A 14,430-nucleotide genomic window follows, 5' to 3' on the forward strand; every position below is an offset into this window, starting at 1 on the left:
CATACACATATAGGTATTAAAATACAAATAATGACAAATTTAGTAGAGTTGAAGAGTTGTTTGTGGTAAAACCTTGGAACACAAAAAAGCCACAGCATTCATTAGAATGCCATGGCTTTTTTATAATTAGTTATCTTCTAGCGTTGAAACCAACGAAAGCTTTCGTGTTGAAATCGAACACAGCTGTCAACGGTCCAAGAAGCTGGTCTTGATCTGTGTTGTAAGTAACTGTCACGAAGTTACCGTTCGCAGCTTGAACGTCTGCAAGCAATTTCTTCTGCTCGTCTGTGGAAGCGAGCACGCCAGCTTCTTTAGAAGAAACGATTTGAACAGCTGCTTCGTCTTGTTTCGTTGTAATATGGGACACTTGCTCTTTTACTTGCGCCCATGCCAGGTTGCGGTACTCCTGAGCTGCCTCTGGGGACATTTTCGGAGTGCCTGTTATCGGTGATTGAGCCTGAACAACAAGCAAGTATACGGGGCTTTGAGGAGGAAGGCTTTTCGTCTCCATTGGTCCGTAGTAAGCTTTGACTTTCGTGCCGGCCTTCAGATCTTCCCATGTCAGGGATTCTCCTTGGGACGTCATGACGCGAGTTTCTTTCCCTGCGTTCAGTACCAAGCCATCTAATTGAACTTGCCAGCCGTCATCTGTATGTTTCACTTCTTTGATTGTATCTTCTTTGACCAAACGGTCTGCGTATACGTTAATGTTTACTGCTTGTGCTTGACCTGGGTAGCTCATGGCCATAGCGGGTCCGAATTCAGCATCGATTTGAGTACCGGCTTTCAGATCAGCTACAGTTAACGTTTTACCGTCTAAGCCCTTAATAGCAGTGGTTTTGTCAACATTTAAAATGACCCATGTGCTTCCGAGTAGTTCGATGCGAGCACTACCGTCTTCTTTAGCTTGCACGCTTACAACTACACCAGATGCACGAATCAGGTCAGCGGCTTCATCAAGCTCGATTTCTTTGTTAGCTTCATCATATTTTACCGTATATCCAAGCTGAGTTGCAGCATCGCGCACGGGGAGATAGGCTTTTCCATCAATGTAAACAGGCGTAAGCGCGCTGTCTTGTCCGTTAACAACAATTTTTACATCCTTCTGCAAGTAACCTGTTACCTTTTCTACCAAATCTTCCGCTCCGACAGCGGCCGTTGTGCCAAGGATTCCAGCCAAAGTTAATAGTACTGTTAATTTCTTTTTCATATGATAAAGCTCCTTCCGGTTTTTAAAAATCTAGTATTGATTATGTCGACATTTCATCAAACGGAAGTGGGTTCGAAAAGGTTGCAGTTGTCCGAAAATTTGTTTGTTTAGCCATGCACTCGCTCACTGGGAAAGTACCCTCTGAGACTTTCTTTTGGAAAGAGTCAAGGATGCTAAAGTAACGCCGCCTACGATGATCAGGGAACCAAACATCATCTGCGAAGTAACGAGCTGGCCAAGGACCACATAGCCTACAATCATCGCAACGAAGGGTTCTAGGTTCGAGAACATGGCTGCCTTCGCTGCGCCAACCTTTTGCAATTGACTGTTCCATACGAGGGTAACGATGCCGTGCATCAGAATAGCGGTGATAACTAACAAGATCCATGCCCATGCTTCATGACTGATGTTCCAGCCTGTCCCACCAGCGAGTACGACCGGTACCATCGTGCCGAACCCGACCAAGGTCGAATAAAGCGTGGTAATGATAGGGGGCAGCCTGCGAGCCAGTAGGCGGACTAATACAATGGAGATCGCAAACGTAATCATCGTGATGAAAATCCAAAGGTGGCCCATATGAAATTCAAGCCGTGTACCATTGAAAACAACCAGAAACACGCCCGAGATTGCCAAGAGTGAGCCAACTAGCATGCTTACCGTTAAAGCTTCTTTTAAAAATATGGCGGCTAAAAGGGCTGTCGTAATGGGGGTTAACGCGAGAATAAGCGCCGAGGTAGTTGGGTCCGCGGTTTGTAAGCCTTGGTAAAATGACCACTGGTTAATAAACACGCCAATGATGCCAAGCAGAATAAGCAGCTTCCACTCCTGTTTGTTAATGGGAATGAAGCGGTGCCGAATCCATGTATAGACAAGTAGAAACAAGGAGATGAACAACAAGCGAGCCATGGCAATAAATAAGGGGGAGAACTCTTTGACCAGCATGTTTCCAAAAACGAAATTGCTCCCCCAAACGGTAACGCAAAAGATTAACAACAGATAGGAACGGAGCATGTAAGTGAATTCCTCTCAATGATTTACCAGGTGTTTCTTCATAAATTTGCCGCACCAATACACAATCACGAGCAGGCTAGACACCATCATACTAACCCAGACGGCATCTAAGTTTCCTAATGTGTATCGACTTGAATAGCCCGCGACCAGTCCAATTAATGCGCAGAGAGGAATGAAATTGTCCACCTTGCCTTTGCTGAAAACAATGAACAGAAGAGGGACAATGAGTGCCGCGTAGATAATACCAAAGAAAAAGAGTAAATCCAGAAGTGTGGGTGTGAAGAAATAGGTAAGCGCAAATGACAGAACGCCGATCACCACAGCTAGCATGTATCCCATGCGTATCTTCTGTTTCTCACTGGCACCAGGCTTCAAAAGCGGATACACATTGCCCGCAATGAGACTGATCATCGAGTGCAGTCCTGCTCCAAAAGCGGAGGTAACAGCACCGAATGAACAGAGACCGAACAAAACCAAGAGGAAGATCGTATCAATCTTACGGATAAGATCAAACAAGAGCGAATAAATGTTATTGAAACTGCCTGTAAATATGACGACCATAATTAGCGAAGAAAAAGCGAGCGGAACGGTTGCCCAGATGAGCCCGGAAAGCAGGAAGGTGGGCACGATTTTTTTGCCTTCGATCATGTACAGACGCTGCCAAGTGGCTTGGTCAACGAAAATTTGCCCGAAGCCAATCAATAGGCCTGTGCACATAAAAAACAAACCTTCATGATTGTTCAGCACAAGCAAATAAGGATGGTACAGCCGAATTCCTTGATAGACGTTTTCAACCCCTTTGGCAAGGAAGAAATAAAGAGGGATGAGGATAGCAGCGGCAAACATCAGGATGACTTGAACGAAAGCTAAGCGTTGAATAAGGACCATTCCACCAAAGCCGACATAGATGACGCAAAGCAGGAAGAAACACAGCATTCCGATCGAAATCGGGACACTGAACAGAATGTTGGCCAGCACGCCAGCAGCCATGCCCTGCATAAATAAGCCTTCAATGCTGGTGATAAGCAGGATAGCAATCATCATCCAATAGCCGAGGCCGTGCAGCTTAAATTGAAAGAAATCCCCAATGGTGAGGCCATCGCCGTACTCTCTGCGCACCCTTTTCCCAAGCCAGCCAAACGCCATGAGCGCGATAGCTCCCATGAGCGCATAACCAATTCCACCAAAGATGCCATATTTGACGAGCGCTTCAGGAGAAGCAAAGATGGTAATTCCAGTGACCCATCTGGCTAAGATTGCTATGACTCCGAGGCCAATGCCAATCTTGGCTGCTCCCTGTGCATATTCACGAAATGATTGGTAAAGCAAGATTATTTCTCCTTCTCGCGAAATTCTTTCGGTGTTTGGTTGGTGCTTTTGCGGAAAATGGTACAGAAGTAATGTTGGCTGTTGAAGCCGCTTTTCTCTGATACGGTAGAAATGCTCCAATCAGGATGGGCAATGAGATACTTTTTGGAAATCTGTATACGGTACTGCATCAAGTATTCGGAGAATGACACCCCAACCTCATCATGAAAGCGTCGACTTAAATAGGTTGGGTTAATGTGAACCTCTGCGGCAAGGTCAGCAAGCGCGAGCTTGTCTGCATATTTTTCATGGATGATGGTAAGCGCGTCATGAATCACATGGGAGTACTTGGATTGCGGCATTTTATTGCGGTATTTGCTCAGAATATCCACTAATTCGCTTTGAATGACGGGTTTCGTCATGTAATCTACCACACCAAGTCGGATGGACTGTTTGGCATAATGGAAGTTTTGGTAGGCGGTGACGATAATGAGTTCCATATCCTGATTATGCTGACGCAGTTCTTCGCCAAGCTCCAGCCCTGATTTGCCTGGTAAATTGATATCAAGAAAAGCCAGATGAATTTTCACCTTTTGGCTAACGGCGGCAGCCTGGCAGCTATCGGATGCTTTGTACAAGTTCCAAAAAGGGAAAAGCGGATGAATCAGATACTCAAGCTGTTCCAGCTCAAGAGGCTCGTCATCCACGAGTAATACATTCATTAGGGCACCTCTTTTAAGTTAGGTTCTAGGATGAAAGGCCATTTGACTTGCACCTTCGTGCCTGTCTCTGGGATCGACTGGATCTGCAAGCTAGCTTGATCGTTGAAGTAGAGGTGCAGACGTCGCCGAATGTTGTCCAGGCCATGTCCGCTCTTCTCCTCGATAGGGGCTTCCACTTGTTCCATTGTGCCATTATCGAAGACGGTGAGGGTCGCCATCTCATGTTCGAGGAAGAAACGGATGTCCAGATTAACGGGTCCAACCTTTCGTTCCAACCCGTGCTTAAACGCATTCTCAACGATGGTTTGCAGAACAAAAGGCGGGATATAAGCCCCATGGATGTTTTCATCACACGTTAGTGCGACCGTAAGGCGAGTACCGAAACGCAGCTTTTGAATCTCAATGTAGTACTCTGTGTAACGAATCTCCTCCCGAAGAGGAATCACGGGTTCCGTAGTTTTATATTTGAACTTAAGGAATTGGGAGAAAACCTCTAGGGCTCTGACCAACTCTTCCGTACGTTCCAATCGCGCCAGGGTTAGAATCACATTCAACGAATTGAATAAAAAATGGGGCTGAATTTGCTGATTTAATTGGTTATAGAGCGATTGCTGGAGCTCTTTCTCCAGTTCAATCTTCTTCGTTTTGTTTTCCAGGAGATCAATGCGTTTCTCAAAGACGAACAAAAATAATAAAGTAATAGCTCCAATAATTGGAGCTAGAATAAACAATAAAATGAGTAAAGTAAAACCCTCAAAGCTAAGCATGAGATCCCTTCTGCCTACGGTTTTCATATATGGTATCTCTACCAGTGTAAATTATTCGTCATTATAAAGCGAATGAAGTCAATAATTACCTGAAGCAACCAAGTGGCAGGCGACTTGATGACCTTCACTGGTGTAGCGCAGCGCCGGCTCCTGTGATTTGCACGCTTCGACAACAAACGGGCAGCGTGTATGAAAGCGACATCCTTGAGGCGGATTAATAGGAGAGGGAACATCGCCGGTCAACAGGATGCGCTCCTTCTTTTCCTTCTGATTAGGGACAGGTATGGCAGAAAGGAGTGCTTTGGTATAAGGATGCTGCGGGTTATCGAACAGCGATCTCTTGTCTGCGATTTCTACGATTTTACCCAGATACATAACCATCACGCGATCAGAGATGTGGCGTACCACGCCTAGATCGTGAGAGATGAAAAGATAAGTCAGCTTATACTGCTTCTGCAGCTTCTTCAGCAGGTTCAGCACCTGTGCTTGAATCGACACATCCAGTGCGGAAACGGCCTCATCGCAGATGATTAGCTTCGGCTGCACAGCTAGTGCACGTGCGATGCCGATACGTTGGCGTTGACCACCGCTGAATTCATGCGGGTAACGATCGATATGATCGGTCCGTAGTCCGACATTATCGAGCAGTTCCTTAATACGCTCTGTCCGTTTGTCCTTCGGAATGACCGCTTGAATGGCCAATGCTTCGCCGAGAATTTGGCGGACGGTTTGCCGTGGATTCAGCGATGCAAAAGGATCTTGGAAGATGACCTGCATATCCTTGCGGAGCTTTCTGAGCTCACGCTTATTCAGGCCGAGGACATCCTGATCCTGGAAATGGATATCGCCTCCGGTTGGTTCATCCAGACGCAAGAGGGCTCGCCCCGTGGTTGATTTGCCACAGCCTGATTCTCCTACAATGCTGAGCGTTTCTCCCTCATAGATGTTAAAGCTGATGTCGTCTACCGCTTTAACATGATTCACGGTTCGCCCTAAGATGCCGCCTTTGATCGGAAAGTATTGTTTCAAACGATTGATTTCAACTAAAATATTTTTCTCTATGTCACGTTCCACAGGTATTGTCATGAGATGGAATTCCCCACTTTCCTATGCGAATCAAGCTGTGCGTCCCACTCAGGTGTATACATCCAGCAGCGAACTTGGCTGCCGTTTCCGACGTCGGTTAGCTCTGGCATCGTTGTCTGACATAATTCTCTGGCATGTGGACAACGGGGAGCAAAGCGGCATCCCGCAGGCATGTTGTAGGGACTTGGGACACTTCCTTTGATCGCCTGAAGTTCTTCTTGGTCTTGGTCCGCACGAGGCAGAGAGTTAAGTAATCCGATGGTGTAGGGATGTTTCGGATTGGCGAATAACTCACCAGCATCGGTATATTCCACAATCCTGCCGGCATACATGACAGCGACACGATCGCATGTTTCCGAAACGACGCCTAGATCATGGGTGATCATAATGATGCTCATGCCCATTTGCTTCTGCAGCAGCTTCATCAAATCGAGAATTTGTGCTTGAATCGTGACATCAAGAGCTGTTGTTGGCTCGTCGGCAATAAGAATCTCCGGGTTGCAAGCCATCGCCATCGCAATCATCACTCGCTGCCGCATGCCACCGCTCAGCTCATAAGGCTCTTGCTTGGCGCGTTTCTCCGGGGAGGGAATACCGACAAGCCGCAGCATGTCGACGGCTTTCTCCCAGGCTTCCTTCTTCCCCAGCTTCTGGTGATGCCGGAATACTTCTGCTATCTGTTCCCCAACCGAGTACACGGGATTTAAAGAAGTCATGGGTTCCTGGAAAATCATCGAAATTTCGTTGCCTCGGATGGCACCCATTTCCTTATCTGTTTTTTTCAATAAGTCTTGTCCTTTGAACAGAATTTCTCCGTTAAGGATTCGTCCGGGGGGACTTGCGATCAGCCTAAGGATGGAAAGGGATGTAATACTTTTCCCACAGCCCGATTCGCCTACAAGCCCAAGCGTTTCCCCTTTGTGGAGCGTAAAGTCAATGCCGTCAACCGCTCTGCTTACGCCTTCATCGGTAAAGAAGTGTGTCTGAAGATTGCTTACTTCCAGAACCTTATCTTGTTGTTTAAGCATCTCGTTCCCTCCTCTTAATCGAGCTCGATCCGTTTGTTGAAGTTACGGTACAATACGTCAACCGCAAGGTTAACCATGACGAAGATAATGGAGGCGACTAGCACGCCGCCCTGAACCATTGGCAAGTCACGCATGCGAATGGCATCTACAATCAGCCGTCCAAGTCCGTTAATGGCAAAGACAGACTCTACTAATACCGTACCACCAAGCAGTACGCCGAACTGTAGACCTACCACGGTAATGACAGGAATTAAAGCATTCTTAAGGGCGTGCTTATAGATAATAACGCGTAATTTCAATCCTTTAGCTTTGGCTGTTCGAATATAATCCTGACGAATGACATCCAGCATCGTGGAGCGCGTCATCCGGGCGACAATGGCAGCACCTGAAGCACCTAACGTGATAGCCGGGAGTACAACATGTTTCCATGTTCCCCAGCCTGCGACAGGAAAGATGTGCATTTTTACAGAGAAAAAGTAAATAAGCGAGAGCCCGAGGCAGAAGCTGGGCAAGGATACACCGAGCAGAGCGACGATCATGATGGTGATATCTGATGCCGTATATTGCTTCGTGGCGGATATGATACCGGCAAGCATACCGAAAACAATGGTGATGAAAATACTGGCCACAGCAAGTTCAATGGTGATAGGCAAGCGAATCATGATTTCTTTGAAAACAGGCAGATTGGAACGTAGTGAGGTCCCGAAATCTCCTTGTACCACGTCAATGACGTACTGGAAATATTGAACAAATAATGGCTGATCCAGCCCCAGTTGATGACGAATGCGTTCAACGGTCTCAGCTGAAGCACCTTCACCTGCGAGCAGAACGGCAGGATCGCCAGGTACGAGCTGCATAATCAAGAATACGACTAGAATAACGCCGAGCAGTACCGGGATCATCTGGAGCAGCCGGCGAATGATGTATACGATCATGGATATCCCCCTTAGCGTTTTCCTTTAGGAAAACTGTCTTCGTAAGCATAAGATTAGGAAAGCTTACTGTTTCATTCTTGGATCCAATGCATCTCTGAGCCCGTCTCCAAATACGTTAAAACCGATGACTAATGTAGAGATGGCAAGTCCCGGAAATAAAGCCAGATAGGGTACTGTGAATAGAAAATCGCGACCATTGCTCAGCATAGCGCCCCACTCAGGCAAGGGCGGTTGTGCGCCAAGTCCTAGGAAGGACAAACCTGCAGCCGAAAGGATGGCCGTTGCGAGCCTTAGTGTAGCTTGAACGATAATCGGAGACAGGATGTTCGGGAAAATGTGCACGAAGATGATCCGCAGATCGCTGGCTCCCAATGAGCGAATAGCGTCGATGTATTCCAGCTTTTTAACCGATAAGGTCGAACCGCGAACGATTCGGGCGAACATCGGAATGGAAAATACACCAATGGCAATCATCACGTTGATTAAACTAGGCCCTAAGGCACTAACGATAGCGAGTGCGAGCAAAATGCCCGGAAAAGCCAGCAAAACATCGACGATACGCATGATGATCGTATCCACCCATTTCCCGTAATAGCCGGCAAACAGCCCAAGAACAATTCCGAAGAACGCTCCAATAAATACGGCTACAAACCCCACAGAGAGTGAGAGGCGTGTCCCGACAATCAATCGGCTTAGCATATCGCGACCCTTATCGTCCGTCCCCATCCAATGTGCGGCTGAGGGAGGTTTCAGTTTGTTCACTAAATCAATATGATACGGATCGTAGGGTGCCAAGAGCGGAGCGAAGATTGCGACAAGGAAGTAGAAAAGAATCACGTACCCACCCAACATCGCTAACTTATTTTTCCGAAGCTTTAAATAAAATGTTCTCCATTTGCCTGGACGAGCGGAGAGAGCTTGTATTGGTAGCGCTTGCTTTTGTTCAGCATATTCAACATTCATCTAGCAGTCCTCCTTTGTTTAATTAAAGTTATCAGAAAACAGGGCGAAGTAAATAAGCTTTGGGCAACTCGTAAAGATACCTTAAATAGAAGTAAAGATTGTGAAAATAAAACACAGAATATTCTTTATAATTGAGGGTGTACGAGCAAATCACACCGAATTTTTGGGAAAAGGAAGGAAGGGTGAGCAATTCGTGAGTTCATCTTATTGGTTAACCAATGTTCGTCTGGAGAGCGGCTATTTATACGAAAATGGCGTGATCTCCGGGACAGAGACTGAAATTTGTCATCTACGTATAGAGGGCGGTATCATCCGTGAAATCGTTACAGCTGATGTACCGTTAGCAACGGATCTACCGAAGCAAGACGGAAAGAATCTGCTTATGCTGCCATCATTTATTGAGAAGCACGTTCATTTGGATAAGACGTTAATCGGGGATGCGTGGCGTGCAGTCATCCCTGTAGCTAATATCATGGGACGCTTCGAATTGGAGAAACAGATACTCCCTGCACTGCCGACTACGACTAAGGAGAGAGCAGAAAGCTTGCTGGATACGCTGCTTGCGGCAGGCTCGACGGAGGTGCGGACGCATGTGGATATCTATCCAGAAGTCGGACTGCACAACTTGGAAGCCGTGCAACAAGCGCTCGACACGTATGAGGGGAAGCTTTCTTACGAAATAGTCGCTTTTCCGCAGCATGGCTTACTGCGATCCAAGTCCAAGGAGCTCGTTAGAGCAGCTCTTCGTGAGGGTGCAACACTGATCGGCGGCGTCGATCCGGCAATGGTAGATGGGGATGTTGAAGCCTCGTTGCAGCAGATGATGGAGCTGGCTGTGGAGGCCAATGCAGGCGTGGATTTACATCTGCATGATCCGGATTATTTGGGTACTTTTACAATGAGACGGTTGGCAGCGCTTACGATGGAAGCAGGCTTGCAAGGAAGAGTGGCGATCAGCCACGCGTTCGCTCTTGGGGAAGTGTCTGCTGGCGAGGCGGCAGAATTGTCCGCTATTTTAGCTGAGGCAGGCATTACGATCATCACAAGCGCTCCGCATAGCAGAACGTTGCCACCGGTTCCGCTTTTGCATGAGAAAGGGGTCGCTGTTGCAGCGGGCTGCGATAATATCTTTGATACTTGGCAGCCTTTCGGCAATGGGGACATCTTGGAGCGAGCAGGCCGCTTAGCGGAACGCTTCCGCTGGATTGACGAGTACTCCTTGTCGCAATCGCTTGGTTTCATCACGGGAGGCAATACACCGCTGGGTCGAGATGGCAAACGTGCATGGCCACATGTCGGAGATGAGGCAAGCGTGGTGCTAGTGGACGCTGCTTCCACAGCGGAGGCGGTTGCGAGAAGAGCTGATCGCAAGGCTGTCTTCTACCGGGGGACATTGGTGGCAGGAGGACTTCAGCCATGATCGATTTATTACTCGTTCATGGCGTCGTGATTACCATGGATCAAGAGCGGCGCATTCTGGAGAATGGGGCTGTGGCGATCCACGATGGGAGAATTCTGGAAGTTGCCGACACCGAGCAACTCTTGGCGAAGTATGAGGCGAAGAAAACGATAGATTGCAATCATCACTGCATCCTGCCTGGTTTGATCGACGTCCATGGTCACGGCGGTCATTCCATGTTCAAGACGATCGCCATGGACAATATCAGTTTCTGGATGCCGATCATGACGCATACGTATAAGCATTTTGTAACGGATGAGTTCTGGTATTACGAAGGTAAGCTGAACGCTCTTGAGCGACTAAAGGCAGGGATCACGACAGGCGCCTGCGTGCTCGGCTCCATGCCTCGTTCGGACGATCCGATCTTTGCGCTCAATCATGCCAAAGCTTACTCCGAAGTTGGGATACGAGAAGTCGTCTGTACGGGTCCTTGCAATCCACCGTGGCCGCATTCGTTCAGCCGCTGGGTGGATGGGAAACGGGTAACCAGAGAAGTGACTTACGAAGAGGTGCTGAAAGGTGCAGAGTCAGTGATCGAAGCCTTGCATCATGCGCACGACGATCACATTCGCGCTTTCATCACGCCTTTTGTGATCGTTACTTCCGTTAATCCGTCCGCTCCGACGCCGCCTGATCAGTTATATGGCTTAACGGATCATGATCGTTATCAAGCGAAGAAGATTCGTGAGATCGCCAGGAAATATAAGACGCGGATTCACTCGGATGCTTTTGGCGGCATGATTCATCTGGCGATTCAAGATAAAGAGAATGCTTTGCTTGGCCCTGATGTGCATCTGCAGCACTGCCGCGGTATTTCATTTGATGAAGCGCGGATTTTGGCCGAAACAGGAACGAATATTAGCTCTGCGCCAGGGTTCGGACAAGTGAATGCGCGAACGCCAATTACAGAACTAATGGAGATGGGCGCTACTGTAGCGATTTCTACGGACGGTACCTCCCCGGCAGCCAGTTTTGACATGTTTCAAGCAATGCGCAAGACGCAGATGATTCATCAGGCAGCGCTCAAAGATTACTATTATTTACCTGCTGGCAAGCTGCTTGAAATGGTCACAATCGATGCGGCCCGCTGTGTAGGATGGGATGATGAACTGGGATCGTTGGAAGCAGGCAAGAAAGCGGATGTGATTACTGTTAACATGCGCCAGCCCCATTTGACCCCTGAATATATGTATGTGCATCGGTTGGTCCATCAGGCCGTAGCGAGCGACGTAGACAACGTTATCGTGAATGGGAAAATCGTGATGGAAGATCGCAAAGTGCTCACCGTTGACGAACTGACTGCTCTTGATGAGGCGAATGAAGAAGCGAAGCGGACAATTGAGCGCTCAGGGCTACAGAAGTATATGGAGCCGACCCAATATTTCTGGGGTCATGCTAGGGCTTATGTGGATGAGAAACGTTTTGATCCTGAGTTGCTGTAAGGGACTGCAAAATTAACAGAGAGAAAGGATGTAACGAACATGAGTATGATTTCGACTTATTGGTTAACTAACGTGCGTTTGGAGAGTGGCTTTAGCCGCGAAAATGGAACAATCACAGGAACGGAGACAGAGATTTGTCATCTCCTCATCGAAGATGGGCAGATAACGCAAATCGTTGCTGCAGATACAGTCATAGACAGCGAGCTGCCTAAGCAAGACGCGAAGAATCTGCTTCTGCTTCCGGCATTCCGTGACATGCATATTCACATCGATAAAACGTATTACGGTGGGCCGTGGAAAGCTTGTTCACCGCCTGTGAATATTTTCACTCGTTTAAAGGAAGAGGAAACGCTGCTTACTGAACTGCTGCCGACAGCCAGGGAGCGGGCGGAAGCGATGCTTGGGCTGTTGCAGAAGAACGGCACGACTCACGTCCGAAGCCATTGCAACATTGATCCCTATATCGGCTTGAAGAATCTTGAAGCCACTCTGCAAGCTTTTGAAACATTTTCAGGCAAGCTCTCTGGCGAAATTGTAGCCTTCCCTCAGCACGGATTGCTGCGAAGCAATGTAGCCCAAATGGCGCGTGAAGCGCTGCGAATGGGAGCGACATCCATGGGAGGCGTAGATCCAGCCTCGGTCGATCAGAACATCGAGAAATCGTTGAACACGATTATGGAGCTGGCTGTAGAGGCGGATGCTGATGTGGATGTTCACATTCACGATCCCGGTCATTTAGGCATATTCACTTTCAAAAGGCTTGCTGCCCTAACCGAGGAAGCGGGCTGGCAGGGGCGCGTAACCGTCAGTCACGCCCTCGGTCTAGCAGACGTTCCGGTGGAGCTGCAAAGCGAAGTGGCCGAGCTGTTCGCTCAGCTGGGTATCGCGATCACCTCCACCGTGCCGATCAACCGAGCGACGATCCCGATTCCGCTCCTCAAGCAAAAAGGCGTATCCGTCTCACTAGGCGACGATAGCATCACAGATCATTGGTCCCCCTTCGGCCAAGGAGACAGCTTGGAAAGAGTCGGCCGCCTGGCGGAGCGATTCCGCTGGAGTGACGAGCGTTCGCTTGCACAGGCGCTCGGATTCATTACAGGCGGCAAGACTCCGCTTTCCGCGGAGGGCGCACGCGTCTGGCCGGCTGTTGGCGATGAAGCAAGCGCGGTTCTCGTTCACGCGAGTTGTTCGGCGGAAGCGGTAGCGCGAAGAGCCGAGCGTCAAGCGGTGCTGTATCGCGGAAACGTCGTTTCCGGTTCATTGTAGTGACCAAAGGCATAGCTTTCTCTCATTCGGAGGGGGGATATGCCTTTTTTTGGAGCGATATAACAGGAATTTCTACCGTTAAAAATGGGGCTGAGAGAGGGTTTTGGTAGAATAGCTGGAGTTCCTCCAGTTAATTCGGCCACAGCTGCCCCCTTTTGGAGAAAACTAGCTGGAATAGCGGAAAAATTTCCATATAATCCCATAAAACTAGCTCATTTGAACAAATTAACGGTATTATTTCCAGTTAGCTATATCTCATAGCAAGAACACATAAAGAGTGTCGGCGATTTGATCGCTGACGCTTCTTTTTTATTCCCTTGCACTTTCCCAAAACCATGATCATATTTGTCATGCTAGTAAGGAATACCCCGAAAATATCAATGAAATGAGGGATGCTGCTAGTGTAGGATTAAATTGAAATTAATCCCAAATAAAGAATTTAATGAGATTGAGAGAGATTAGGGATTTCCTAGTTTAGGAGGTGATTAACGTGTAAGACATGGAACTTCTTCTTAAACTCCGCAGGCGCAAGTTAATTAAGTAAAAAAGGAGTGCACTTTCATGAAACAATCTCTAATGAGGTACGGATTGATAACGATTTTGTTGCTAGTGTTAGTTGTGTCTATATCGTCATACGCAGGAACTTCGACGTCGTACGCATCTGGAACACCGGTTGCTCTGAAACTTATTAATGAACGCAGCTTAAAGGCGCTGTCCGTCAGCGGAGGGGATAAACAAGCGGAAGGTGCGCTTATTCAACAATTTACGAATATAGAAGCAGATTATCAGAAATGGTATCTCGAATATTTAGGAAACGGATATTATCATATCAAAAACGTAGGCAGTGGATATTTATTGGATGTCAGCGGAGGATCTTCATCTGATGGAGCCAATGTTATTCAATGGCCGAGCAATAACGGATGGAACCAACAGTGGGAAATTATCGCAACCGGCGAAAATAACCCCGTCAAAATTAAAAACCGAGGCAGTGGCAAGCTATTGGATGTGTCGGGACAATCGACTTCCGATGGGGCGCAAGCCATTCAATGGTATGATAATGGCGGCCACAATCAGCACTGGTATTTATTATCCTAACGAAAAAACCGTCAAGGTAGGTAAACTTGACGGTTTTTTTATTTATTCAACGAAAAGAAGTAAAGATTATGTAAATACAAGTAAAGATTGTGAAACTAAATAATCTGAAAATTATTTATTATCTAACTAAGAGGACCA

General features: G+C 47.6%; 13 protein-coding genes. 4 read left to right on the plus strand and 9 right to left on the minus strand.

The window, feature by feature from the left end:
• Positions 1 to 130: 130 nt before the first annotated feature.
• From GQF01_RS01765 to nikC, 9 genes are all read right to left on the minus strand, one after another.
• The gene (locus tag GQF01_RS01765; RefSeq protein ID WP_161405153.1) at positions 131 to 1,210 is read right to left on the minus strand and encodes a stalk domain-containing protein; all 1,080 of its coding nucleotides are present in this window, start codon (positions 1,208 to 1,210) and stop codon (positions 131 to 133) included.
• A 123-nt stretch (positions 1,211 to 1,333) separates the two neighbouring features.
• A complete protein-coding gene (locus GQF01_RS01770; protein ID WP_161405155.1) occupies positions 1,334 to 2,221 on the minus strand; it encodes a DMT family transporter in 888 nt (295 codons plus the stop codon).
• A gap of 15 nt (positions 2,222 to 2,236) precedes the next feature.
• Positions 2,237 to 3,550, minus strand: coding sequence for a sodium:solute symporter family transporter (locus GQF01_RS01775; protein WP_161405157.1), 1,314 nt, complete (start codon positions 3,548 to 3,550; stop codon positions 2,237 to 2,239).
• A 2-nt stretch (positions 3,551 to 3,552) separates the two neighbouring features.
• Entirely contained in the window at positions 3,553 to 4,251 is a 699-nt protein-coding gene (locus GQF01_RS01780) for a response regulator transcription factor (protein ID WP_161405159.1), read from the minus strand.
• Complete coding sequence (locus GQF01_RS01785) at positions 4,251 to 5,018, minus strand: sensor histidine kinase (protein WP_161405161.1); 768 nt, start codon at positions 5,016 to 5,018, stop codon at positions 4,251 to 4,253. Before GQF01_RS01785 ends, GQF01_RS01780 begins: the two co-directional genes overlap by 1 nt.
• 78 nt (positions 5,019 to 5,096) lie before the next feature.
• Entirely contained in the window at positions 5,097 to 6,104 is a 1,008-nt protein-coding gene (locus GQF01_RS01790) for an ABC transporter ATP-binding protein (RefSeq protein ID WP_161405163.1), read from the minus strand.
• Positions 6,101 to 7,132 carry an ABC transporter ATP-binding protein gene (locus GQF01_RS01795; RefSeq protein WP_161405165.1) on the minus strand — a complete coding sequence of 344 codons (1,032 nt, stop codon included), beginning with the start codon at positions 7,130 to 7,132 and terminating at the stop codon, positions 6,101 to 6,103. Before GQF01_RS01795 ends, GQF01_RS01790 begins: the two co-directional genes overlap by 4 nt.
• Before the next feature lie 14 nt (positions 7,133 to 7,146).
• Entirely contained in the window at positions 7,147 to 8,067 is a 921-nt protein-coding gene (locus tag GQF01_RS01800; RefSeq protein ID WP_161405167.1) for an ABC transporter permease, read from the minus strand.
• Positions 8,068 to 8,130: 63 nt separating this feature from the next.
• Positions 8,131 to 9,030: a nickel transporter permease gene (nikC, locus tag GQF01_RS01805; protein WP_161405169.1), complete on the minus strand. Its 900-nt coding sequence runs from the start codon at positions 9,028 to 9,030 to the stop codon at positions 8,131 to 8,133.
• A 193-nt stretch (positions 9,031 to 9,223) separates the two neighbouring features.
• Here nikC and GQF01_RS01810 point away from each other — a divergent pair, with 193 nt between their 5' ends.
• From GQF01_RS01810 to GQF01_RS01825, 4 genes are all read left to right on the plus strand, one after another.
• A complete protein-coding gene (locus GQF01_RS01810) occupies positions 9,224 to 10,450 on the plus strand; it encodes an amidohydrolase (RefSeq protein ID WP_161405170.1) in 1,227 nt (408 codons plus the stop codon).
• On the plus strand, positions 10,447 to 11,931 hold the full coding sequence (locus GQF01_RS01815; RefSeq protein ID WP_161405171.1) for an amidohydrolase family protein: 1,485 nt from the start codon (positions 10,447 to 10,449) through the stop codon (positions 11,929 to 11,931). Before GQF01_RS01810 ends, GQF01_RS01815 begins: the two co-directional genes overlap by 4 nt.
• A gap of 48 nt (positions 11,932 to 11,979) precedes the next feature.
• Entirely contained in the window at positions 11,980 to 13,197 is a 1,218-nt protein-coding gene (locus GQF01_RS01820; protein WP_161405198.1) for an amidohydrolase family protein, read from the plus strand.
• Positions 13,198 to 13,758: 561 nt separating this feature from the next.
• Positions 13,759 to 14,292, plus strand: a complete 534-nt coding sequence (locus GQF01_RS01825) for an RICIN domain-containing protein (protein WP_161405172.1) — start codon at positions 13,759 to 13,761, stop codon at positions 14,290 to 14,292.
• The last annotated feature ends 138 nt before the right edge of the window (positions 14,293 to 14,430 follow it).

Source organism: Paenibacillus silvestris, from assembly GCF_009882985.1.
Taxonomy (GTDB): Bacteria; Bacillota; Bacilli; order Paenibacillales; family NBRC-103111; genus Paenibacillus_E; species Paenibacillus_E silvestris.

Coding starts and splice junctions, on each gene's coding strand:
- GQF01_RS01825 (WP_161405172.1), top strand. CDS start 13,759: ATGAAACAATCTCTAATGAGGTACGGATTGATAACGATTTTGTTGCTA.
- GQF01_RS01765 (WP_161405153.1), bottom strand. CDS start 1,210: ATGAAAAAGAAATTAACAGTACTATTAACTTTGGCTGGAATCCTTGGC.
- GQF01_RS01780 (WP_161405159.1), bottom strand. CDS start 4,251: ATGAATGTATTACTCGTGGATGACGAGCCTCTTGAGCTGGAACAGCTT.
- GQF01_RS01790 (WP_161405163.1), bottom strand. CDS start 6,104: ATGACAATACCTGTGGAACGTGACATAGAGAAAAATATTTTAGTTGAA.
- GQF01_RS01770 (WP_161405155.1), bottom strand. CDS start 2,221: ATGCTCCGTTCCTATCTGTTGTTAATCTTTTGCGTTACCGTTTGGGGG.
- GQF01_RS01800 (WP_161405167.1), bottom strand. CDS start 8,067: ATGATCGTATACATCATTCGCCGGCTGCTCCAGATGATCCCGGTACTG.
- GQF01_RS01815 (WP_161405171.1), top strand. CDS start 10,447: ATGATCGATTTATTACTCGTTCATGGCGTCGTGATTACCATGGATCAA.
- GQF01_RS01795 (WP_161405165.1), bottom strand. CDS start 7,132: ATGCTTAAACAACAAGATAAGGTTCTGGAAGTAAGCAATCTTCAGACA.
- nikC (WP_161405169.1), bottom strand. CDS start 9,030: ATGAATGTTGAATATGCTGAACAAAAGCAAGCGCTACCAATACAAGCT.
- GQF01_RS01785 (WP_161405161.1), bottom strand. CDS start 5,018: ATGCTTAGCTTTGAGGGTTTTACTTTACTCATTTTATTGTTTATTCTA.